At 72.6% G+C, this 22711-nt stretch carries 18 protein-coding genes, 1 tRNA gene and 1 pseudogene; 6 read left to right on the top strand and 14 right to left on the bottom strand.

Annotated elements, in window-relative coordinates; genetic code table 11:
- Positions 1 to 50 precede the first annotated feature (50 nt).
- Both ACIRB7_RS27835 and ACIRB7_RS27830 read left to right on the top strand, forming a co-directional pair.
- Positions 51 to 125: transfer RNA gene (locus tag ACIRB7_RS27835), tRNA-Leu, on the top strand.
- 109 nt (positions 126 to 234) lie between these two features.
- Positions 235 to 1020, top strand: a complete 786-nt coding sequence (locus ACIRB7_RS27830; RefSeq protein WP_403603683.1) for a helix-turn-helix domain-containing protein — start codon at positions 235 to 237, stop codon at positions 1018 to 1020.
- Between the two features lie 3 nt (positions 1021 to 1023).
- On the opposite strand, the gene pyk is transcribed toward ACIRB7_RS27830, so the two are convergent.
- Complete coding sequence (pyk, locus tag ACIRB7_RS27825; RefSeq protein ID WP_403603681.1) at positions 1024 to 2451, bottom strand: pyruvate kinase; 1428 nt, start codon at positions 2449 to 2451, stop codon at positions 1024 to 1026.
- A gap of 146 nt (positions 2452 to 2597) precedes the next feature.
- Positions 2598 to 3287, bottom strand: coding sequence for an SIMPL domain-containing protein (locus ACIRB7_RS27820; protein WP_403603679.1), 690 nt, complete (start codon positions 3285 to 3287; stop codon positions 2598 to 2600).
- A 150-nt stretch (positions 3288 to 3437) separates the two neighbouring features.
- On the opposite strand from ACIRB7_RS27820, the gene ACIRB7_RS27815 reads away from it, so the two are divergent.
- Positions 3438 to 5234 (top strand): 5'-nucleotidase C-terminal domain-containing protein, encoded by a 1797-nt coding sequence (locus tag ACIRB7_RS27815; protein ID WP_403603677.1) that lies wholly within the window; start codon positions 3438 to 3440, stop codon positions 5232 to 5234.
- A 3-nt stretch (positions 5235 to 5237) separates the two neighbouring features.
- On the opposite strand, the gene ACIRB7_RS27810 is transcribed toward ACIRB7_RS27815, so the two are convergent.
- From ACIRB7_RS27810 to ACIRB7_RS27785, 6 genes are all read right to left on the bottom strand, one after another.
- Entirely contained in the window at positions 5238 to 6650 is a 1413-nt protein-coding gene (locus ACIRB7_RS27810) for a lysine N(6)-hydroxylase/L-ornithine N(5)-oxygenase family protein (protein ID WP_403603675.1), read from the bottom strand.
- A complete protein-coding gene (locus ACIRB7_RS27805) occupies positions 6647 to 8023 on the bottom strand; it encodes a pyridoxal phosphate-dependent decarboxylase family protein (protein WP_403603673.1) in 1377 nt (458 codons plus the stop codon). Before ACIRB7_RS27805 ends, ACIRB7_RS27810 begins: the two co-directional genes overlap by 4 nt.
- Positions 8024 to 8661: 638 nt before the next feature.
- Positions 8662 to 11148, bottom strand: coding sequence for an aminopeptidase N (pepN, locus tag ACIRB7_RS27800; RefSeq protein ID WP_403603671.1), 2487 nt, complete (start codon positions 11146 to 11148; stop codon positions 8662 to 8664).
- An 80-nt stretch (positions 11149 to 11228) separates the two neighbouring features.
- Positions 11229 to 12215 carry an asparaginase gene (locus ACIRB7_RS27795; protein ID WP_403603669.1) on the bottom strand — a complete coding sequence of 329 codons (987 nt, stop codon included), beginning with the start codon at positions 12213 to 12215 and terminating at the stop codon, positions 11229 to 11231.
- Positions 12215 to 12538 (bottom strand): chorismate mutase, encoded by a 324-nt coding sequence (locus tag ACIRB7_RS27790; RefSeq protein ID WP_351213062.1) that lies wholly within the window; start codon positions 12536 to 12538, stop codon positions 12215 to 12217. The genes ACIRB7_RS27795 and ACIRB7_RS27790 overlap by 1 nt, the downstream gene beginning before the upstream one ends.
- Before the next feature lie 11 nt (positions 12539 to 12549).
- Positions 12550 to 13437, bottom strand: coding sequence for an AraC family transcriptional regulator (locus tag ACIRB7_RS27785; RefSeq protein ID WP_403603667.1), 888 nt, complete (start codon positions 13435 to 13437; stop codon positions 12550 to 12552).
- A gap of 147 nt (positions 13438 to 13584) precedes the next feature.
- Here ACIRB7_RS27785 and ACIRB7_RS27780 point away from each other — a divergent pair, with 147 nt between their 5' ends.
- Complete coding sequence (locus ACIRB7_RS27780) at positions 13585 to 15357, top strand: beta-galactosidase family protein (protein WP_403603665.1); 1773 nt, start codon at positions 13585 to 13587, stop codon at positions 15355 to 15357.
- 79 nt (positions 15358 to 15436) lie between these two features.
- Here ACIRB7_RS27780 and ACIRB7_RS27775 read toward each other — a convergent pair whose 3' ends face one another.
- The gene (locus tag ACIRB7_RS27775; RefSeq protein ID WP_403603759.1) at positions 15437 to 16207 is read right to left on the bottom strand and encodes a S1 family peptidase; all 771 of its coding nucleotides are present in this window, start codon (positions 16205 to 16207) and stop codon (positions 15437 to 15439) included.
- Between the two features lie 177 nt (positions 16208 to 16384).
- Between ACIRB7_RS27775 and ACIRB7_RS27770 the strand changes: the two genes are divergently transcribed.
- On the top strand, positions 16385 to 17269 hold the full coding sequence (locus ACIRB7_RS27770) for a hypothetical protein (RefSeq protein WP_403603663.1): 885 nt from the start codon (positions 16385 to 16387) through the stop codon (positions 17267 to 17269).
- Here the strand turns inward: ACIRB7_RS27770 and ACIRB7_RS27765 are convergent.
- Complete coding sequence (locus ACIRB7_RS27765) at positions 17266 to 17718, bottom strand: GNAT family N-acetyltransferase (protein ID WP_403603757.1); 453 nt, start codon at positions 17716 to 17718, stop codon at positions 17266 to 17268. The genes ACIRB7_RS27770 and ACIRB7_RS27765 overlap by 4 nt on opposite strands.
- A 111-nt stretch (positions 17719 to 17829) precedes the next feature.
- Between ACIRB7_RS27765 and ACIRB7_RS27760 the strand changes: the two genes are divergently transcribed.
- Positions 17830 to 19299 (top strand): ankyrin repeat domain-containing protein, encoded by a 1470-nt coding sequence (locus tag ACIRB7_RS27760; RefSeq protein ID WP_403603661.1) that lies wholly within the window; start codon positions 17830 to 17832, stop codon positions 19297 to 19299.
- Between the two features lie 18 nt (positions 19300 to 19317).
- Here ACIRB7_RS27760 and ACIRB7_RS27755 read toward each other — a convergent pair.
- The 4 genes and pseudogenes from ACIRB7_RS27755 to ACIRB7_RS27740 form a co-directional block, all read right to left on the bottom strand.
- Positions 19318 to 19470, bottom strand: a pseudogene (locus tag ACIRB7_RS27755) (ribonuclease domain-containing protein); the annotation flags it as partial.
- Positions 19471 to 19570: 100 nt separating this feature from the next.
- Positions 19571 to 21256 carry a DEAD/DEAH box helicase gene (locus ACIRB7_RS27750; RefSeq protein ID WP_403603659.1) on the bottom strand — a complete coding sequence of 562 codons (1686 nt, stop codon included), beginning with the start codon at positions 21254 to 21256 and terminating at the stop codon, positions 19571 to 19573.
- Positions 21257 to 21537: 281 nt separating this feature from the next.
- Complete coding sequence (locus ACIRB7_RS27745; protein WP_403603657.1) at positions 21538 to 22161, bottom strand: TetR/AcrR family transcriptional regulator; 624 nt, start codon at positions 22159 to 22161, stop codon at positions 21538 to 21540.
- Between the two features lie 7 nt (positions 22162 to 22168).
- Positions 22169 to 22702, bottom strand: coding sequence for a pyridoxamine 5'-phosphate oxidase family protein (locus tag ACIRB7_RS27740; RefSeq protein ID WP_403603655.1), 534 nt, complete (start codon positions 22700 to 22702; stop codon positions 22169 to 22171).
- Positions 22703 to 22711: the final 9 nt, after the last annotated feature.

The following is a 22711-nucleotide window of genomic DNA, read 5'->3' as shown; positions in this document are numbered from 1 at the left end:
CTCCTGTAATGTGGTGCCCCGCAGGGGCGCTATCGCCCTCGCTTTCCAAGGCCCCAGTACTCCAACTGGTCAGAGAGGCCGCTCTCAAACAGCGGACAGTGTGGGTTCGAATCCCACCTGGGGCACTTTTCCTTCGATTCGAAGGTCGACGAGCAGTCAGTGATCGTCACCCACACGCGTGAACTCCGCCGAACGGCGCACGGACCTGTCACCACACCCGGCATCGTCGGCCACATGTACGACATCGGAACGCGCCAACGGGCACTCACCCTCCTCCGGAGCGGCGCGAAGAACGCGGCAGTCGCCCGGACCCTGAACATTCCGCCCGGCACGATCGGCTCCTGGAAGTACGAGGACCGCGCGAGGCGCGGCGAGTCCCCCGGAAGGATCTACCGTCCTCTCTGCCCACGGTGTGACGGCCGCGGGCTGGACGAAGCTGCGTACGCGTACCTTCTCGGGCTCTACCTCGGGGACGGGCACATCAGTCACTCCCGCCAGCACCGGGTGCCGAGCCTGCGGATCACCCTCGACGACGCCTGGCCCGGAGTGCAGCAGGAAGCCATGACGGCCCTGCGTACGGTGTTCCCCGACAACACGGCCTCCTGGGCACGGAAGACCGGGTGCCGCGACGTCAAGGTGTACTCCAAGCACCTCGTCTGCCTCTTCCCGCAGCACGGACCCGGTAGGAAGCACGAGCGGGCCATCGCCCTCGAACCGTGGCAGCAGGAGATCGTCGACGCCTACCCGTGGCCATTCATCCGAGGGCTGATCCACTCCGACGGGTCGCGCATCGTCAACTGGACGGAGAAGACCATCGGCGGCCGAAAGAAGCGGTATGAGTATCCCCGCTACTTCTTCACCAACACCTCGGACGACATAGCACGGCTGTACACCGACACGCTGGAACGTGTCGGGGTGTCCTGGCGGAGCAGGCGCCGGGCGTCCGGGGCACAGGATGTCTCCGTGGCACGGCGTGATGACGTCGCCCTCATGGACCGCCACATCGGCCCCAAGCACTGACCCCTACGTCAGCGCCTCTCCGATGTGGTGCACCCTGACCATGTTGGTCGAGCCCGTGACCCCCGGCGGGGAGCCCGCCGTGATCACCACGATGTCGCCCGGCCGGCAGCGGCCGATCCTCAGCAGCTCCTCGTCCACCTGCGCCACCATCGCGTCCGTCGAGTCCACGTGCGGGCCCAGGAAGGTCTCCACGCCCCAGGTGAGGTTGAGCTGGGAGCGGGTGGCCGGGTCCGGGGTGAAGGCCAGGAGGGGGATCGGGGAGCGGTAGCGGGAGAGGCGCTTGACGGTGTCGCCGGACTGGGTGAAGGCGACGAGGAACTTGGCGCCGAGGAAGTCGCCCATCTCGGCGGCGGCTCGGGCCACGGCGCCGCCCTGGGTGCGGGGCTTGTTCCGGTCGGTGAGGGGCGGGAGGCCCTTGGCGAGGACGTCTTCCTCGGCCGCCTCGACGATGCGGCTCATGGTGCGGACCGTCTCGATCGGGTAGCGGCCGACGCTGGTCTCGCCGGAGAGCATGACGGCGTCGGTGCCGTCGATGACGGCGTTGGCGACGTCGCTCGCCTCGGCGCGGGTGGGGCGGGAGTTGTCGATCATCGAGTCGAGCATCTGGGTGGCGACGATGACCGGCTTGGCGTTGCGCTTGGCGAGTTTGACGGCGCGCTTCTGGACGATCGGGACCTGTTCGAGGGGCATCTCGACGCCGAGGTCGCCGCGGGCGACCATGATGCCGTCGAAGGCGGCGACGATCTCGTCGATGTTGTCGACGGCCTGCGGCTTCTCGATCTTGGCGATGACGGGCAGCCGGCGCCCCTCCTCGTCCATGATCCGGTGGACGTCGACGATGTCGCGGGCGCTGCGGACGAAGGAGAGGGCGATGACGTCGGCGCCGATGCGGAGTGCCCAGCGGAGGTCTTCGATGTCCTTCTCGGAGAGGGCGGGGACGGAGACGGCGACGCCGGGGAGGTTGAGGCCCTTGTGGTCGGAGACCATGCCGCCCTCGATGACGAGGGTGTTGACGCGGGGTCCTTCGACGGAGATGACCTCCAGGGTGACGCGGCCGTCGTCGACGAGGATGCGTTCGCCGGCGGTGACGTCGGCGGCGAGGCCGGAGTAGGTCGTGCCGCAGCCGTGGCGGTCGCCTTCCATGGGTTCGACGGTGATGGCGAACTCGTCGCCGCGTTCAAGGAGTACGGGGCCTTCGCGGAAGCGGCCGAGGCGGATCTTCGGGCCTTGAAGGTCGGCGAGGACGCCGATGCTGCGGCCGGTCTCGTCGGAGGCTTTGCGTACGCGCTGGTAGCGCTCCTCGTGCTCGCCGTAGGTGCCGTGGCTGAGGTTGAAGCGGGCCACGTCCATTCCGGCCTCGACCAACGCCTTGATCTGGTCGTATGTGTCGGTGGCGGGCCCAAGGGTGCAAACGATTTTCGCTCGGCGCATGGGTCGAGCCTAGGCCTTACCCACCAGTAGCGAGTTGGCGGGACATGACTACTCAACAACCTTTCCGTGAAAGGCTGTTGACAAGTCTTGAATCTGTGCGCGGGGGTGCTCCGATGAGCGATTTTCGCGCCCCGGCGAGCCCCGTCTCAGAGTGCGGGCGGCCGCATCGTGAAGCGCGCCACGACCTCGGCCGTCACCGTCTGCCGCTGCGGTTCGAGGTCGAGCGGGGGTGTCTCGCCGACGCCTTCGGCCGCGAAGGCGACAGGCGCCCCCGCGAAGTCCCGGGGCATCGGGATTCCGGGTCCCGCGAGCCCCGCGTCCGAGAGTTCGAGGAGTGAGGCGAGCGAGGTGCCGAGGGCTTCGGCGTAGGCGCGCGCCCGCGCGACCGCTTCCGTCACGGCGAGCCGGCGTGCCTCCGCGTACGCCGGGGAGTCGGGGCGCAGTGCCCACCACGGGCCGTCCACGCTGGTGAGTTCCAGGTCGGCGAGTCGGGTCACCAGTTCTCCGAGGACGGTGAAGTCGGTCAGTTCGGCGGTGACCCGCACGCGGCCCCGGTAGGCCTGTACGCGTTCGCCCCGGCCGCGTCGGCCGAGTTCGGGGGCGATCGAGAAGCTGCCGGTCTCCAGTGTGCCGACGGCGTCCCCCTGTGCCTTGAGCAGGTCGAGCACCTGGGCGTTGCGCCGGGTGAGGTCCGCGAGCGCCGCCGTCCGGTCGGTTCCCCGGGCCGTGACGGTCACGCCGATCCGGGCGAGTTCCGGGTCGACCTCCAGGCGCCCTTCGCCACGGACCGTCACCTGGGGCGCCTCGGGGGTGGCGTGGGCGTGTTCCTGTGTCACGGTCCTGTCTCCTCCGCGTTCGACGACTGCGTCTGCGAACACTTTCCCACTCCGTAACCCGAAAGGGCTGTTGCCCACGGGGAGGCCTGGGCCAGAATCTACGCGCGTTGTGCGCCAGTGGGCCGACGCCGAACGAACCAAGGAGAGCACATGCCGTTGAACCGCCGGACGTTCCTGGAGAGCTCCGTCGCCGTCGGGGCCGGAGCCGCCCTCACCGCCGGGGTCGCCGCTCCCGCCGAGGCACACGAGCGACGTCCCAAGCCGGCCAAGCGGCACTCCTTCACCGTAATGGGCACCACTGACCTGCACGGCAACGTCTTCAACTGGGACTACTTCACGGACAAGGAGTTCGACGACAAGGCGCACAACGACGTCGGTCTCGCGAAGATCTCCACCCTGGTCGACCAGGTCCGCGCGGCGAAGGGCCGCCGCAACACCCTCCTCATCGACGCGGGCGACACCATCCAGGGCACCCAGCTGTCCTACTACTACGCCAAGGTCGACCCGATCACGAAGGCCGGCGGCCCGGTCCACCCGATGGCCCAGGCCATGAACGCCATCGGGTACGACGCCGCCGCGCTCGGCAACCACGAGTTCAACTACGGCATCCCGGTGCTGCGGAAGTTCGAGGAGCAGTGCGACTTCCCGCTGCTCGGCGCCAACGCGCTCGACGCGAAGACGCTGCGCCCGGCCTTCCCGCCGTACAGCATGCACCGGATGCGTACCCCGCACGGCAGGGACGTCAAGGTCGCGATACTGGGCCTGACCAACCCGGGCATCGCCATCTGGGACAAGGCGAACGTCAGCGGGAAGATGGTCTTTCCCGGTCTTGAGGAGCAGGCGGCGAAGTGGGTGCCGAAGCTGCGCTCGATGGGCGCGGACGTGGTGGTCGTCTCGGCGCACTCCGGTTCGAGCGGCACGTCCTCGTACGGTGACCAGCTCCCCCACATCGAGAACGCGGCCGGGCTCGTCGCCGAGCAGGTGCCGGGCATCGACGCGATCCTCGTGGGTCACGCGCACACCGAGATCCCGGAGTACCGGGTGAAGAACAAGGAGACGGGCAAGGACGTCGTCCTCTCCGAGCCGCTGAAGTGGGGCCAGCGGCTGACCCTCTTCGACTTCGACCTGGTGTGGGAGAAGGGCCGCTGGGTCGTCGAGAAGGTCGGCGCGCAGGTCCTCAACTCGAACACGGTGGCGGAGGACCCGGAGATCACGGGGCTGCTCGCGGACGAGCACACCAAGGTCGTCGTGTACGTCAACCAGGTCATCGGCACCTCGACCGTCGCGATGACCACGGCCGACGCGCCGTGGAAGGACGAGCCGATCATCGACCTGATCAACGTCGTCCAGGCGGAGACGGTGAAGGCGGCGCTCGCGGGTGGCGCGTACGCGGGCCTGCCGGTGCTCTCGCAGGCCTCCTGCTTCTCCCGGACGGCCCGGATCCCGGCCGGCCGGATCACCATCAAGGACGCGGCGGGGCTCTACCCCTTCGAGAACACCATGGAGGCCCGCCTGATGACGGGCGCCCAGCTGAAGGAGTACCTGGAGTACTCGGCGCGGTACTACGTCCAGACGCCGGCGGGCGCGCCGGTGGACACCGCGAAGCTGACCAACGCGGACGGCATCCCGGACTACAACTACGACGCCGTGTCGGGTCTGACGTACGAGATCGACATCGCGAAGGCGGCCGGGTCGCGGATCGTGAACCTGTCCTTCGAGGGGAAGCCGCTGGACCCGGCGGCGAAGTTCGTCCTCGCGGTGAACAACTACCGGGCGAGCGGTGGCGGGGCGTTCCCGCACATCGCGAACGCCCCGCAGCTGTGGGCGAACTCGGACGAGATCCGCAACACGATCATCCAGTGGGTGACGGCGAAGGGGACGGTGGACCCGGGGCAGTTCGCGTCGGTGGACTGGAAGCTGACCCGGGGCGGTGTGCCGGTGTTCTAGCTTCTACTGCTGCACGAGGGGCGTCAGCTTCCGGTCCTGGGCCGGGATGCTCGGCGCCTCTCGTGTCTCCAGGCCGAAGCTGGTGAAGGCCGTGCGGCGGGGCAGCGGGTACGGCTCCTTGCCGGTGATCGAGTTGAGGATGGTCGCGCTGCGCCAGGCGGCGAGGCCCAGGTCGGGGGCGCCGACGCCGTGGGTGTGCTTCTCGGCGTTCTGGACGTGGACGGCGCCGGTGACGGACGGGGCGAGGACCAGGCGGTACCGCTCGTCGATCCGGGCGCGGCCGGCGGAGTCGTGGCGGAGGTACGGGTCGAGGCCGGCGAGCATCCGGTCGACCGGGCGTTCGCGGTAGCCGGTGGCGAGGACGACGGCGTCGGTGGTGAGCCGGGAGCGGGTGCCCTGCTGGAGGTGTTCCAGGTGCAGTTCGACCTGGGTGGTGGCGACGCGGCCGGCGGTGCGGACGCGGACGCCGGGGGTGAGGACGGCGTCGGGCCAGCCGCCGTGCAGGGTGCGGCGGTAGAGCTCGTCGTGGATGGCGGCGATGGTGTCGGCGTCGATGCCCTTGTGGAGCTGCCACTGGCGGGGGACGAGGTCGCCGCGTACCGGCTCGGGGAGGGCGTGGAAGTAGCGGGTGTAGTCGGGGGTGAAGTGTTCGAGGCCCAGCTTGGAGTACTCCATGGGGGCGAAGGCCTCGGTGCGGGCCAGCCAGTGGATCTTCTCGGCTCCGGCGGGGCGGGCTCTGAGCAGGTCGAGGAAGACCTCGGCGCCGGACTGGCCGGAGCCGATGACGGTGACGTGTCCGGCGGCGAGCAGTGTCTCGCGGTGGGCGAGGTAGTCGGCCGAGTGGAAGACGGGGACGCCGGGGGCGTCGGCGAGCGGCTTGAGCGGCTCGGGGACGTAGGGCTCGGTGCCGACGCCGAGGACGACGTTACGGGTGTACGCGCGGCCCAGGGCCTCGGCCTCGCCGTCCGGGTCGAGCTGGGTGAAGTCGACCTCGAAGAGGCGCCGTTCGGGGTTCCAGCGGACGGAGTCGACCTGGTGGCCGAAGTGCAGTCCGGGGAGCCGCTCGCTGACCCAGCGGCAGTAGGCGTCGTACTCGGCGCGCTGGATGTGGAACTTCTCGGCGAAGTAGAAGGGGAAGAGGCGCTCGCGGCTCTTCAGGTAGTTGAGGAAGGTCCACGGGCTGGCGGGGTCGGCGAGGGTGACCAGGTCGGCGAGGAAGGGGACCTGGAGGGTGGCGCCGTCGAGGAGGAGGCCGGGGTGCCAGTGGAAGGCGGGCCGCTGCTCGTAGAAGGTGGCGGCGATGCCGCCGGGGACGCCCTGGGCGAGGGCGGCGAGGGAGAGGTTGAAGGGGCCGATGCCGACGCCCACCAGGTCGTGGGGCCGGTCGAGGTCGTCCTTGGGAGTGCTGCCGGTCATCGGTGCGTGCTGCCTTCCACGAGGGTGAGGATCTGTGCCAGGTCCGCGGGGGTGGTGTGGGGGTTGAGCAGGGTGGCCTTGAGCCAGAGGCGGCCGTCGGCCCGGGCGCGGCCGAGGACGGCGCGGCCCTCGGTGAGGAGGGTGCGGCGGATGTCGGCGACGGCCCGGTCGTCGGCGCCGCTGGGGCGGAAGAGGACGGTGGTGAGGGTGGGGCGGGCGCGGAGGTCGAGTCCCGGTGTCTTCTCGACCAGGTCGGCGAGGTCCTGGGCGAGGTCCATGCAGGTGTCGACGAGCGCTCCGAGGCCGGTGCGGCCGAGGGCGCGGAGGGTGACGGCCGTCTTGAGGACGTCGGGGCGGCGGGTGGTGCGCAGGGAGCGGCCGAGGAGGTCGGGGAGGCCGGCCTCGGTGTCGTCGTCCGCGTTGAGGTAGTCGGCGGTGTGGCGGAGGGCGGCGAGGTCGGCGGTGTCGCGTACGGCGAGGAGTCCTGCGGCGGCGGGCTGCCAGCCGAGTTTGTGCAGGTCGACGGTGACGGTACGGGCGCGGTCGAGGCCGTCGAGGAGGGGGCGGTGGGTGCGGCTGAGGAGGACGGGGCCGCCGTAGGCGGCGTCGACGTGGAGTTCGGCGGGGCCGTGGGCGGCGCAGGTGTCGGCGAGTGCCGGGAGTGGGTCGATCAGGCCCTCGTCGGTGGTGCCGGCGGTGGCGGCGACGAGGACGGGGCCGTGCGTGTGGGCCAGGGTCTCGGCGAGGGCGGCGGGGTCGATGGTGCCGTTCGGGGTGGGGACGGTGATCGGCTCGGGGAGGCCGAGGAGCCAGGCGGCGCGGTGGAAGGAGTGGTGGGCGTTCGCGCCGACGACGGTACGGAGGGCCTGGCCGTGGCGTTCTCGCGCGAGGAGCAGGGCGAGCTGGTTGGACTCGGTGCCGCCGGTGGTGACGAGGGCGTCGGGGGTCGCCGCGCCGGGGAAGACCTCGGCGGCGAGGGCAACCGTCACCTCCGCTTCGAGGGCGGAGGCGGCGGGTGCCTGGTCCCAGGAGTCCATGGAGGGGTTGAGCGCGGAGGCGGCGAGGTCGGCGGCGGCGGCGAGCGCGAGGGGCGGGGTGTGGAGGTGGGCGGCGCAGAGGGGGTGGGCGGGGTCGGCGGCGCCTTCCGCGAGGACGCGGACCAGGGTGCGGAGGGCCTCGTCGGGACCGGTGCCGCGCTCCGGCAGGACGTCGCCGAGTGCCTCGCGGACGTGGCGCGTCACGGCTTCCGGGCCGCCGGCGGGGAGGGGGCCGCCCCTGGCCCGGGCTCCTTCGCGGAGGGCGTCGAGGGCGGTGCCGAGGTAGCGGCTGAGGGGGGTGGGGTCGGCGGCGAGGGGTGGGGGTGCGGCACGCATGGACGACAGGGTGCCGGGGTTTTTGGCGGTGTGTCCGGGGAGTTGGGGGTTGTGACCCGAACGGGGGACGGGGCGTGGCGGCCGTGCGGGCATTCGTCCCGCGAGCCCACCCACCGCGGTGCGGGCAACCACCCGCACCCCGTGCGGCGACCGCCCGCACCCGCCCCCACGCCGTGCGAGCAACCGCCCGTACCGTCCCCACCCCCGTGCGGGCAACCGCCCGTACCGCCCCCACCCCCCGTGTGGGCAATCGTCCCGCAGGGCGGGACGGGTGGGCACACGGGACGGCGCCCTATGCGGCGCCCCGCCCTCTTGTGCCTGGACCCGCACCAAGCAGTGCGGCGCACACCCGGTGCGGGTACAGGCGCGGAAGCCTAGGCCCGGCAAGGGGCACCGTTCCGTTGTGCCCACCCGTTCCGCCCCAGCGGAACAGTTGCCCACAACGAGGGCGGCGGGGGGGAGCGCGCCGTCCGTTGCGCCCGCGGCGAGGTGCGGGCGGGCGGGCACCGCCCCCAGCGGAACGAATGCCCACAACGGGGTGGAGGGTGGGCGTCGGTCCGGCGGGACGGGTGCCCGCGACGCGGGGGCCGGCGGGGCGGGTGCCCGCGATGTGGGTGGGTGTCGGTTCGGCGGACGGGTCAGGTGTTGCGGGTCTTCAGGACTCGGCGGAGGTCGTCCAGTTGGTCTGCCAGTTTGCGGTGGAGCGCCGGGATCATCGTGTCGTCGTCCAGGTGGGCCTCGCCCCGGGCCAGGGACTCCGGGTCGATCGCGTACGCCGGGAACGCGTAGCGGCCCGCCGCCTCGGCCATCGCGGGGCCCCGGCGGGCGCCAAGGGCGATCGCGTCGGTGTAGAAGCGGGGCACGTACTCCCTTACCAGATCGGCCTGTTCGGGCTGCCAGAACCCCTGCGCGGTGGCGGTGAACAGGTAGTTGGAGAGGTCGTCGGAGTCGAAGAGCGCCGACCACGCCGCCGCCTTCGCCTCCGTCGACGGCAGGGACGCCCGGCAGCGCGCCGCGCCCTCCTGGCCGGTCGCGCTCGGGTCCCGTTCCAGTTCGGCGGCGATCGTGGGCTCGTCGGTGGCGCCGAGGACGGCGAGGCGGGCCAGGATGCGCCAGCGCAGCTCGGGGTCGAGCTCCGGGCCGCCGTAAACGGTGCCCTCGTCGAGCCAGGAGGCGATCTTGGCAGGGGTCGCGGCGCTGTCGACGTACGCGCGGACGGCGGTGAGGCGGAGACCGGGCGCCTCACCGTCCTCGGTGCGGCGCAGCAGCGCGCGGGCGATCTCGCTGATCGTGGCGAGGGCGGCCGGGCGCTCGTCCTCGCTGACGTAACGATCGGCGATCTCGCTGCGGGCGAAGCCGAGGACGCCTTGGACGATGGCGAGTTCGGTCTCCCAGGGGAGGTGTGCGTCGGCGGCCGCCAGGTAGGTCTCCGGTTCCAGCTCCCCGTCGCGGACCATGTCGCGCAGGCTGTTCCAGACGACGGCGCGGGTGACCGGGTCCGGGATGGAGGAGAGCGCCCACAGGACCGTGTACTCGGAGGTCTCGTCGAAGCGCAGCTTGGCGTAGGTGAGGTCACCTTCGTTGAGGACGACCAGGGCGGGCCGCGGTCCGGGCAGGTCGAGCGGTGCTGCCTGCGGGACGTCGATCTGGCGGCGCTCGCGCAGGACCGGGGCGTCGAGGGCGTCCCGGTCGTACACGCCGACCTCGATCCGGTGCGGGCGGCTGCCCTCGTGGTCGACGGTGAGCTGCCAGCGGCTGCCCTCCCCCTCGAGGCGGGGTTTCAGGGTGTCGACGCCCGTCGTCCGCAGCCACTGTTCCGCCCAGCCGTGGACGTCGCGGTCGGTGGCGGCGGCCAGGTTGTCGATGAAGTCGGCGAGGGTGGCGTTGCCGAACCGGTGCCGCTTGAAGTGGATGTTGATGCCGGCGAGGAAGTCCTTCTCGCCGAGCCAGGTGACGAGCTGGCGGAGGGCGGAGGCGCCCTTGGCGTACGAGATGCCGTCGAAGTTGAGGAGTGCGGAGGCGGTGTCGGGGACGGCCTCCGGGTCGGGGGCGACGGGGTGCGTGGAGGGCCGCTGGTCGGCCTCGTACCCCCAGGCCTTCCTGGCGATGCCGAAGTCGACCCAGGTGTCGGGGAAGAGGTCGCCGCAGGCCTCGTTGACGGTCTGGTAGCCCATGTACTCGGCGAAGGACTCGTTCAGCCAGATGTCGTCCCACCAGCGGAGGGTGACGAGGTCGCCGAACCACATGTGGGCCATCTCGTGGGCGATGACCATGGCGCGGGTCTGGCGTTCGGTGACGGTGACGGCGGAGCGGAAGACGAACTCGTCGCGGAAGGTGACGAGGCCCGGGTTCTCCATGGCGCCCGCGTTGAACTCGGGGACGAAGGCCTGGTCGTAGGAGTCGAAGGGGTACGGCTCCTCGAACTTCTCGTGGTACCGGTCGTAGCAGGCCTTGGTGACGGCGAGGATCTCGTCGGCGTCGGCGTCGAGGTGGGGGGCGAGGGAGCGGCGGCAGTGGATGCCGAAGGGCAGCCCGGCGTGCTCGGTGCGGACGGAGTGCCAGGGTCCGGCGGCGACGCAGACGAAGTAGGTGGAGAGCAGCGGGGTGGGGGCGGCCTTCCAGCTGCCGTCGGGCTGCTGCTCGGTGATGCTGTTGGAGAGGACGGTCCAGCCGTCGGGGGCGGTGACGGTCAGCTCGAAGACGGCCTTCAGGTCGGGCTGGTCGAAGGCGGCGAAGACGCGCTGGACGTCCTCCATGAAGAGCTGGGTGTAGACGTACGACTCGCCGTCGGTGGGGTCCGTGAACCGGTGCATGCCCTCACCGGTGCGGGAGTAGCGCATGGTGGTGGTGACGCGCAGCTCGTGCTCGCCCTTGGTGAGGCTCAGCGGAAGCCTGTTGCCGGTGAGGGAGGCCGGGTCGAGGGCCTCTCCGTCGAGGGTGGCGGAGTGCAGGGTGACGGGCTTGAGCTCGACGAAGGTGTCCCCGGTGGCGCGGGCGGTGAACCGGATGGTGCTGGTGGTCTCGAAGGTCTCTGCGCCGGTGGTGAGGTCGATGTCCACCAGGTAGCGGTGGACGTCGAGCAGCTGGGCACGGGTCTGCGCTTCGTCGCGCGTCAGTACGGACATGCGCCCTATGCTGCCCGATGCTCTTCTGCGGCGGTATGGGGGTGCGGAAACCGGCGATCGCCTCTTTCCGCAGCTCGTGGCTATGCCACCCCGGTGCCGTTCAGGTGGGCGAAGGCCGCGGTGATACGGGGGCGGTCGTAGCCGTCGGGTCCCGCGGCGCCGCTGGAGAGCAGGGTGTGGAGCAGGATCCGGGCCTTGGCGGGGTCGAGGGGGCCGGCCGGGATCAGTCCGTGGTGCAGCAGGTCGTACTCGGAGCCGGGGCTGCGGTACGTGTCGGCGAGGGTCGTGCCGCCGCCCGTACGGGAGGCCAGGACGACCGGGATGCGGCGGGCGAGTTCGGCGAGCGGGTCGACGAGCCACGCGGGCGCGTGTCCGGCGCCGAAGGCGGCGACGACGAGGCCCTGGAAGCGGTGGTCGACGGCGTCGAGGAGTTCGCCGCGGTCGCCGAGGGAGAGGGTCACGAGCGCCACCCGGACGTCGGGGTCGAGCTTCAGCGGGCAGAGCCCGGCGGGGACAACGGGGCGGAGCAGGATGCGGGGCTCGCCCTCGACGACGCTGCCGATCGGCCCCGCGCCGGGTGAGGCGAAGGTGGCGACGGAGGTGGTGTGGGTCTTGCGGGCGAGGCGGGCGGTGTGGATCTCGTCGGCGGCGACGACGAGGACGCCGAGGTTCCGGCAGGCCGGGGAGGCGGCGACGGCGAGTGCGGCGGCGAGGTTGGCGGGGCCGTCGGCGCCCGGCAGGTCGGGGCGGCGCATGGCGCCGGTGACGGCGATCGGCTGCTCGGTGGTGCAGAGCAGGTCGAGGAGGAAGGCGGTCTCCTCCAGGGTGTCGGTGCCCTGGACGACGACCACGCCGGAGCCGGCGGCGACGGTGGCGCGGACCTCGGCGGCGAGGGCGGCGAGGTCCGCGTGGGTGAGGGTGGAGCTGGGGATGCGGCGGAAGTCGTTCAGGACGACGTCATGGTCTCCGCCGAGCTCGGCGAGGACCTCCTGGCCGCTCATGCGGGCCGCTTCACCGCCTCGCGCGGAGATGGTCCCGCCGAGGGTGAAGACCGTGACGCGGGCCATCAGCGTGCTCCGTCCGCAATCGTCTCGTGGTGGCGGATGACCTCGGCGATGATGAAGTTCAGGAGTTTCTCCGCGAAGGCCGGGTCCAGTTTCGCGCTCTCGGCGAGTTCCCGCAGCCGGGCGATCTGGCGTGACTCGCGGGCGGGGTCGGCGGGCGGCAGCTGGTGCCGGGCTTTGAGGACGCCGACCTGCTGGGTGCACTTGAAGCGCTCGGCGAGCATGTGCACGACCGCCGCGTCGATGTTGTCGATGCTTTCGCGCAGCCGGGTCAGTTCGGCCCGTACGGACTCGTCGATGGCGTGGGGATCGGTGGGGTCACTCATGATCTGCGAGCTTAGACGGATCTGGGGAGGATCGTGGGCGGGTGTTCGGGATCCGGAACGCGGTCGCTCCAGCCGCCGTGCACGGCCCGCCCCTGCTGCTCGCGGAAGCGGATGGGGGCGGTGCCGACCCTGCGGGTGAAGAGCCGGGAGAAGTAGGCGGGATCGTCGTAGCCGACGCGGCGGGCGACGGCGGCGACCGGCAGTTCGGTGGCGGCGAGGAGTTCCTTGGCGCGGCCGAGGCGGACGGTGAGCAGGTAGTCCTTGGGGCTGCAGCCGGCGGCGCGGCGGACGGCGGTGCGCAGCTCGGCGGCGGTCATGCCGTGCCGGGCGGCGTGGTCGGCGACGGTGAGGGGCTGGAAGGCGTCGCGGGCGAGGGCGGCGAGGACGGGGTCGCCGTCGGCGTTGGTGTCGGCGCGGGCGCGGCGCAGCGCGACGAGGAGTTCGTGGACGGCGGCGCCGGTCTCGACCTCCAGGAGGGGGTTGCCGGGGCGGGCGGCGCGGGCGATCCGGCTGATGGCGGAGCGGGCGGGGGCGGCGTCGGAGAGGGGGACGACGGGCCGGTCGGGTTCGATGTAGCCGAGTTCGGTGTACGTGGTGGTGGCGGGCCCCGCGAAGTCGACGAACGCCTCGTCCCAGCCGGTGCCGGGGTCGGCGCCGTAGTGGTGGGGGACGCCGGGGGTCAGCCAGAGCACGGCGGGGGCGGTGACGGTGCCGCGGCGGCCGTCGGCTGCCCGGTACCAGCCGCTGCCGGCGGAGACGACGACGGCGACGTGGTGGTCGAGGGTGCGGGGGCCGACGGTGGGCAGGGTGCCGTGCTGGAGTCCGACGCCGAGGCAGACGAGGCCGAGGCGGTGGTGGACGGGGCTGGGCGTGAAGTAGCGCATCCAGGTGTGGTACATGCGGTGAGCCCCTCCGTGCTGTGCTGTTGCCGAGCCGTGCTGAGCCCTGTCGTGCTGAGCCGTGCCGTGCCGTCCGGGCCGTAACGTCCAAACTGCGACGATCTTTGTCCATGGACCGCTCCGCCGCCAGGGGGTGAGGGTGAGGCCATGAGCACGTTCGCTGTGGGTGACGAGGACTTTCTGCTCGACGGGCGGCCGGTGCGGCTGTTGTCGGGGGCGCTGCACTACTTCCGGGTGCACGAGGAGCAGTGGGAGCACCGGCTCGGGATGCTGCGGGCGATGGGCCTCGACTCTGTGGAGACGTACGTCCCCTGGAACCTGTACGCGCCGGAGCCGGGCCGGTACGGGGACGTGGAGGCGCTCGGCCGGTTCCTGGACGCGGTGGAGCGGGCCGGGATGTGGGCGATCGTGCGCCCGGGGCCGTACATCTGCGCCGAGTGGGAGAACGGCGGTCTGCCGCACTGGCTGACCGGTCCGCTCGGGCGGCGGGTGCGGACCCTCGACCCGGCGTTCCTGGCGCCGGTGGAGGCCTGGTTCCGGCGGCTGCTGCCGCAGGTGGTGGAGCGGCAGGTCGACCGGGGCGGGCCGGTGATCCTGGTCCAGGTGGAGAACGAGTACGGGAGTTACGGCAGCGACCGGGGCTATCTGGAGTGGCTGGCGGAGCTGTTGCGCGGCTGCGGGGTGAGTGTGCCGCTGTTCACCTCGGACGGTCCTGAGGACCACATGCTGACGGGTGGTTCGGTGCCGGGGGTGCTCGCGACGGCGAACTTCGGCTCGGGGGCGCGGGAGGGGTTCGCGACGCTGCGGCGCCATCAGCCGTCGGGGCCGCTGATGTGCATGGAGTTCTGGTGCGGCTGGTTCGACCACTGGGGCACGGAGCACGCGGTGCGGGGCGCGGGGGACGCGGCGGAGGCGCTGCGGGAGATCCTGGAGTGCGGGGCCTCGGTGAATGTGTACATGGCGCACGGGGGCACGAACTTCGCCGGCTGGGCGGGGGCGAACCGGGCCGGTGAGCTGCACGACGGGCCGTTGCGGGCGACGGTGACCTCGTACGACTACGACGCGCCGGTGGACGAGGCGGGGCGGCCGACGGAGAAGTTCTGGCGTTTCCGCGAGGTGCTCGCGGAGTACGCGGAGGGGCCGTTGCCGGAGCTGCCGGATCCGCCGGCACGCCTTGCGGTGCCGGTGCGGGGCGGGTTCGACGGCTGGGCGGCGCTCGACGTGGTCCTGGAGGTGCTCGGCGACGAGGAGACGGTGGCGCCGGTGCCGCCGACCTTCGAGGAGCTGGGCGTGGACCGGGGCCTTGTCCGCTATCGGGTGGCGGTGCCGGGGCCGCGGCAGCCGTACCCGCTGGGGGTGACGGGGCTGCGGGACCGGGCGGTGGTGTACGTCGGCGGGGCCCTGGCGGGGGTGCTCGACACGGCGGACGGGGAGGACGTGGCGCTGGCGGAGCCGGTGGCGGGTCCCGCGGTCGTGGACCTGTGGGTGGAGTCGCTGGGCCGGGTCAACTACGGGCCGCGGCAGGCGGAGCCGAAGGGGATCACGGGGGGCGTACGGCACGAGCGGCAGTATCTGCACGGGTTCCGGGCGCGGGGGCTGCGGCTGGACGCCTTCGAGGCGGCGGCGGTGGAGAAGGTTCCGTTCGCGTCCTCGGCGGACGGGGCCGAGCCCGGCGGGCCGGGCCTTCACCGGGGGACGCTGGAGGTCGCGGGCGCGGGGGACGCGTGGCTGCGGCTGCCGGGCGGGACCCGGGGCTTCGTGTGGGTGAACGGTTTCTGCCTGGGCCGGTACTGGGCGGCGGCCGGCCCGCAGGACGCCCTGTTCGTACCGGGCCCGGTGCTGCGGGAGGGCGCGAACGAGGTGTGGGTGCTTGAGCTGGAGGGCGGGGCGGGCGTCGGGGTCGAACTCGACGTCCTGTGAGCTCGCACGAAGAACAAGAGCGCGCATGAGGGTGCCCCGGAGCCGAGGCCGCTCCGGGGCACCCGTTCACGTGTCGCCGTTACAGCGTGGCCGCGGCCGACTTGATGGCGGCGGCGAAGGTCGAGACCTCCGTGTAGACGCCGGGGTAGCCGGCCCGCGCGCAGCCCTCGCCCCAGCTGACGATGCCGACCTGGATCCAGGCTCCGGCGTTGTCCTTGCGGAACATCGGGCCGCCGGAGTCACCCTGGCAGGTGTCGACGCCGCCCTGGGTGTAGCCGGCGCAGATCTCCTCGGCGGGGACGAGGTCGTTGCCGTACGAGGCCTGGCAGGAGGCGTCGGAGACGAACGGGACGTTCGCCTTCAGCAGGTAGCGCTGCTGCGACCCGCCCTCACGGGCGGCGCCCCAGCCGGCCACCGTGAAGGTGCCGCTGTTGTACGCGGTGGTCTCGGCGATCTTCAGGTTGGGCAGGGAGGTGATGGGGCTGGCGAGCTTGATCAGCGCCCAGTCCTTGCCCTTGCCGTTGTAGCCCGGGGCCTGGAGGACCTTGGTGGACCTGACCTTGATGGCGCTGCTGCTCTGGAGGTCCACGACACCCGCGGTGGCGGTGATGCTGGTGTTGTTGCCGGAGCCGCTCACGCAGTGGGCCGCGGTGAGCACGATCTGCGGGGTGATCAGCGAGCCGCCGCAGCCCATGGAGAGCCTGACCATCCAGGGGAACTCGCCCTGGGCCGCGCGGACGCCGCCGACGACGGGGGCGGGGGCGGCGGAGGCGGTGCTGGTGGGCTGGAGGCTGACGGCCGCCAGGACGACGGCGCCGGCCGCGGCGAGCTTCTGCAGCGCGCGGACCATTCTCTTCTGCTTCACGTGTCTGCCTTCTTTCATGGGGGGTTGAGCCCGACGGGCGATGACATGCGCCCGTCAAGTCATGTCCGGATTATGGACAGGCTTCAACTGCCGCCACAAGAAAGCCTTTTCGGCCAGATCCAGTGGCGGGACCGTACAGTGGAAGGGAGGGGGGAATCCGGCATGCCGAACCGTCGGGAGGGCGACCGCGTCGCCCACGGCTTTCCGCACCGCGCCACGATCGGGGCCGCGCTCACGGCGCTCTACCGACGCCTCTCGGCGGACGGCGTGCACCGCTATCCGGCGAGCGTGCCCGCCGCCGACGTGGCCCTCGGCAGCGTCGAGGACCTTCATCTCGGCACCCAGCGGGTGGCCCGCGCGCTCGTCCGGCACCTGCGGCTGCCCGAAGCGCGGATGGTGGTGAGTTTCCGGCCGATGGAACACGCGGCCTCCGTCGAACTCGCCGCGGGGCCCGAGTACTTCGTGGAACTCAACGACCGTTTTCGGACCCGTCGCCGGGACATCGGCGCCGCACTCGCCCACGAGATCACCCATGTTCTGTTGCACCGGCTCGGACTCGGCTTCCCCGATACCGAGGAGAACGAGATCCTCACCGACGTCGTCACCGCCTATCTGGGTGCGGGTTGGCTGCTGCTCGACGCCTACCGGCAGGACGGCGTGGAGAGCCAGAAGCTGGGCTATCTGACCCCGGAGGAGTTCGGCTACGTCCTCGCCAAGCGGGCCGGGGTGTTCGGCGAGGACCCGTCACCGTGGTTCACCAGCGACGTGGCGTACGAGGCGTGGGTACGGGGCCGGGCCGAGGCGGACCGGGAGCGGACGCCGCCGCCGCTGGCCGGGGCGGGCTGGGCCGAGCGCCGGCGGTACGGCTGGGAGCGGCGCCGGGGCCGGGCGGCCCCGGGAGCCCCGTACGCCTTCGAGGGCGGAGCGCCGGCGACCGGCGTCTCCTTCCTCTGCCCGGTCTGCCGCCAGCGCCTGAGGGTCCCGGCGGGACGGGCGCTGCGGGCCAGGTGCGGGGTGTGTCGCACGGTCCTGGAGTGCGTGAACTAGGACGAGGTCCCGGCCAGGCTCTTGTGGAAGTGGACGTCCTCGGCACCGCCCGGGATGCCGAGGACCCGGCCCGTCTCCACGTATCCGTGCCGCCGGTAGAAGTCCGGGGCCTGGAAGGTGAAGGACGAGACGGTCGCCCGGTCGCAGCCGCGCCGCCGGGCCTCGTCCTCGGCCGCGCGCAGGAGCCGGCTCCCCCAGCCGTCCTTCCGGCTCTCCTCACGGACCCACAGCAGGTCGATGCCGAAGAGCCCGCTCCAGGTCCAGCCGGTGAGCCCGCCGATGAGATCGCCGTTCTCGTCGACGGCCTTCACCGACAGCTCGCCCTGGTCCTCGGGGGTGGTGCCGGTCGCGGCGAAGTTGAACGCGTCGAGTCCCTGCTCCAGGAGCTTCGCGAGTGCGGGGTCCCCGTGGCCGACACTCAGCGCCGAATCGTCGTGATCATGCGTCATGCGGCCCGATTCTGACACGGGTGCACGAGCGGACGAAGGAAGGGCGCCCGCTCCGGACACGGCGGGGAATCGGATTTGCGCCGGACCCGGACGGCGGGTCAGGGTCGGCGCATGAGCATGCTGTTCGACGCCATCCGGGACGGGGACGAGGACGGGGCCGTACGAGCCCTGCGGGACGGGGCCGGCCCCGAGTCCCGGGAGGACGGGGAGACAGCCCTGTACCGCGCGGCCGTCGGCGACGAGGCCGGAATCGTCAGGGTGCTGCTGGCCGCCGGGGCGGACCCGGGCCGGGGCAGCGGCGAGGACGGCGGCGATCTGCCGCTCTGCGGGGCGGCCGTCGGCGGGCACAGCGAGGTGGCGCGGGCGCTCCTCGCGGCGGGCGCCGCGGCGGACCAGGAGGAGGCGTACGGCTTCACGGCCCTCGCGTGGGCGCTGCGGCTCGGCCACGCCGACACGGCCCGGGTGCTCCTGGAGTACGGGGCCGACCCCGACCGGCGGGGACCCGACGGGATCCTGCCGCTCGTGGCCGCCGCCCGACGCGGCTCCACCGGCTGCGTCCGGGCACTCCTCGACCACGGGGCGGGGGCGCGGGAGGCGGCGCTGCGGGAGGCGCGGCGGTGGATCGGCGTCGACATCGCGGCCGAGCTGCGGCGTGGGCTCGTCGCGGGGAACGAGGGCGGGCAGACGTACGAGGCCGTGGTCCGCCGGGTCCGGGAGGACGGCGGGGTGACGGTCGTCGTGGACCTGCTGCGGGAGGACGGCGCCCCCGGGCGCGGCGACGACCGGCAGACGGGGCACGCGGCCATCGCCACGCTCCTGGAGGCGGCGCTCGGTCTGCGGACCTCGCACGAGGAGCTGGCGGCGCGGGCTCTGCGCTGTGGCGATCCGGAGCTCGACGACTGGACGACGGCGGTGGCCGAACTGGCCGGCCGGGCCGACGAGGAGACCTTCGTGGCGGCGGCCGCGTGGTGCGCCTACCGCGACCCGATGCGGCAGGCCCTGGGCGCGCGGGTGCTCGGTGCGCTGCCCGGTTTCGCGCCGAGCGCGGTCCCGGTGCTGCGGCGGCTCGCGGCGGAGGGGGCGACCCGGGCGCGGGAGCCGGTCCTTTCGGTGGTGTCGGCGCTCGGGGAGTGCGCGGACCCGGCCGCGGTGCCCGAACTCCTCGCGGCGGCCGGGCATCCCGACGCGGCGGTACGGCGAGCGGTGGCCGGCGCTCTCGCCGGGATCGTGCCGGCCGGGCACGTGGAGGCGCTCGGGGTGCTGCTCGCGCTGAGCGGGGACGGGGACGCGCGGGTCCGGGACTGGGCGACGCTCGCGCTCGCGGAGCTGCCCGACGACACCCCGCTCGTACGGGAGGGCCTCGCGGAGCGGCTCGGCGACCCCGATCCGGAGACGGCGGCGGAGGCGGCGCGGGGGCTCGCGATCCGTCAGGACCCGCGCGCCGTGGACGCGCTGGCGTCGGCCCTCGCGGACGGCGACCCGGAGGGCGCGGCGCGGGAGACGGCTCTCGCCGCCCTGGAGTACGTCCACGACCCCCGGGTCAGGACCCGCCTGGAGTGGACGTCCCCGCGCCGCGCCTGACGGGCCGGGGTCGGATCGGCAGCTGTGGTCGATCAGGTCGAACGACGCGTAGTGGTCGGCGGTGTAGAAGTCCTCCGCCGCGTCCCCGGTCACGATCCGGCGGGCGCCACAGGTGGAGACACCCGGGGTCTTGACCGTGTACTCGTGGTAATAGCCGGAGCCCCGCCCGGGACCGGAAGTCCCACCCGCCCCCGGGCGCGCCGCCGGAGCCCTCCCCCGGGCCCCGGCGGTCACGCTTCCCGTACGGGAGCTTCTTCCGTTCCTACGGGTACTACGAGTCGGTCGACCTCGGTCGGGAGCTCCGGGTGCTGCCGGCGCTCCGTGCGCGGCCGGTGCCCGACGCCTGGCGGCCGGCGCGACCCGCGCCGGCACCGGCGGAGGTACCGCGCCCGCCGCCCGCGCCGGAGCCGGAGCCCCGGACCGAGCCGGTGCCGCGCCCCGAACCACCGGTGGAACCCGCGGCGCGGGCCGAGGCCGTGCCCGTGGCTCCGGAACGCCCCGAGCCCGAGCCCGTACCGGTCGCCCCGCCCGCGGGGGCCGGACGGCGGCGCCGACGGTTGCCGCCGCTGCCGCTGCCGGAGGCCGTCGCCTTGCGCGGCGGGGTCGGCTGCGGGGTCTCGATGACGATCGGGACGCCCGAGGGCTCCCGCGCGCCGGTCAGGTCGACCAGCTGCTCGTCGCTGGACTTGATCTGGGCCGTACGGGGGCTGATGCCCGCGTTCGTCATGAGGCGGCCCATGTCGCGCTTCTGCTCCGGCAGGACCAGGGTGAAGACGCTGCCGGACTCACCGGCGCGGGCGGTCCGGCCGCCGCGGTGCAGGTAGTCCTTGTGGTCGATGGGCGGGTCGACGTTGACGACCATGTCGAGGTCGTCGACGTGGATGCCGCGCGCCGCCACGTTGGTCGCGACGAGGGCGGTCACCTGGCCGGTCTTGAACTGGTCCAGGGTCCGGTTCCGCTGCGGCTGCGAACGGCCGCCGTGCAGGCCGGAGGCCCGTACGCCGTTGGCGAGGAGCCGCTTGACCAGCCGGTCCACGGACCGCTTGGTGTCCATGAAGAGGATGGTCCGGCCGTCGCGGGCCGCGATCCGCAGCGTGACGGCCTTCTTGTCGGTCTCGTCGGCCACGTACAGGACGTGGTGTTCCATCGTGGTGACGGCGCCGGCCGAGGGGTCGACCGAGTGCACGACCGGGTCGTCGAGGAACATCTTGACCAGGCGGTCGATGTTCCGGTCGAGGGTCGCCGAGAACAGCAGCCGCTGCCCGCCCGGCTCGACCTGCTTCAGCACCTTCGTGACCTGCGGCAGGAAGCCCATGTCGGCCATCTGGTCGGCCTCGTCGAGGACGGTGACGGCGACCTGGTCGAGCCGGCAGTCGCCCCGCTCGATGAGGTCGTGGAGCCGGCCGGGCGTGGCGATGAGGACCTCGGCGCCGCGCCGCAGCGCGGAGGACTGGCGGCTGATGGACATGCCGCCGACGACCGTGGTGATCCGCAGCCGCAGCGCGGAGGCGTACGGGGTGAGGGCGTCGGTCACCTGCTGGGCGAGCTCGCGCGTGGGCACCAGGACGAGGGCGAGGGGCGCGGTGGGCTCGGCGCGGCGGCCCGCGGTGCGGGCGAGGATCGCGAGTCCGAAGGCGAGGGTCTTGCCGGATCCGGTACGGCCCCGGCCGAGCACGTCACGGCCGGCCAGCGAGTTCGGGAGGGTCGCGGCCTGGATCGGGAACGGCTCCGTGACGCCCTGCTCACCCAGGGTCCGCAGCAGGCCCTCGGGCATGTCGAGGTCGGCGAAGGCGGCCACGGCGGGCAGCGCGGGCGTCACCGTCTCCGGCGGCGTGAACTCGCTCGGCGGCGGGGGCGCGGTGGGGCGGCGCCCGCCGCGGGAGCCCTTCGGCTGTGACGTGGACTTCGCCTGGGCGGTGCGGGGGTTGCGCTTGTTGGGGCGTTCGGAGCGGGTCATGCGTGCCTTTCTGGCCGGTGCTCGCGGCGCAGGCGGGGCCCGCACCTGGCGATGCGGGCCCCGGCTGCTCTACCCGGAACACGCGATACGGGCCCCGGATGTCTCTACCGGAACGCGTGATACGAGCCCCGGATGTCTCTACCGGAACAATAGTGCGCCTCGGGACCTTCCCGCCCCGCCGGATCGATGCCTGGACGGATCAGACCTGACCAGGGCCCTGTGACGTGGGCGACCTCACAGCCGGACCCCCCTCGGGGACGTACGACTCGGGCCCGTACGGCTCAGGTCCGTGCGGCGACTCCGTCCAGGACCATGGACAGGTACTGGCGGGCGATCTCCTCGGCGCTGTGCGGACCGTCCGGCCGGTACCAGGACGCGGCGACCCAGACGGTGTCGCGGAGGAACCGGTAGGTGAGGCGGACGTCGAGGTCGGCGCGGAAGACCCCCGCCTCGACCCCGCGCTTCAGGGTGCCGAGCCAGGCGTTCTCCCACTTCTGCTGCGAGTCGGTGAGGTACTGGAAGCGGGGCTGGTCGGTGAGGTGCCGGGACTCCTTCTGGTAGATGGCGACGGCGGCGCGGTGCCGGTCGATCTCCCGGAAGGACTCGGTGACGAGGGCCTCGATGGTCTCGCGCGGCCCGAGCCCGGCGTGGAGGACGGCGTCGTACCCCTCCCACAGCTCACCGAGGAAGGTGGAGAGGATCTCGTCGAGCATCGACTCCTTGGAGTCGAAGTGGTAGTAGAGGCTGCCTGCGAGCATCCCGGCGGCGTCCGCGATCTTGCGGACGGTGGTGGCGTTGTAGCCCTGGGCCGCGAACACCTCCGCCGCGGTGCCGAGAAGGTCACGGCGCCGCTCGGGTGCGGCGCTCGCCTGGGTCTTCTTCTTGGTCGCTGACACATCTCCCATTCTGGGCCTAGGGGTGCGGCTCCCGGCGCGGCGGGCTGTCGTCGTTGCCGCGCCGGTAGATCCGCGTCGGGCGCCCCCGCGCCCAGCTGTGGAGGACCATCTCGTCGCCGTCCACCCAGGTCCGTACGACCTCGGCCGGTTCCACCCGGAAGAGGTGGAACGGCAGGGGCGCGCCCGCGTCGGCCGCGAACCGGTCGACGGTCCCGGGGTCGGTGACCTCGACCGCCCGGCCCGAGACGCGTACGTCCCCGCCGCCCATGTCCGTGCCGGAGCCCGGGTTGGCGAGCAGCGCGAAGCGGGGGTCGCGGCGCAGGTCGAGGGCCTTGCGGGAGTTCGGCATCATGCCGAGCCAGAGTTCGCCGAAGCGGAAGTTCGCCTCGATGCCGCTGAGCCGGGGCGAACCGTCCTTGCGCACGGTGGCGAGGGCGTGGTGGGTGTACTGCCCGAAGCGCTCGCGCACGGTCGCGGCGAGCTCGGGTTCGGCGGCCTCGAAGGCCGACCAGGTGGTTCCGGTGTCTCCCATGCGTTCCATGCGTTCCATGCGCTCAGG

The sequence above is a fragment of the Streptomyces sp. NPDC093795 genome, from assembly GCF_044764665.1.
In the GTDB taxonomy this organism is placed as follows: domain Bacteria; phylum Actinomycetota; class Actinomycetes; order Streptomycetales; family Streptomycetaceae; genus Streptomyces.
This window is presented reverse-complemented; position numbering and strand designations above follow the sequence as displayed.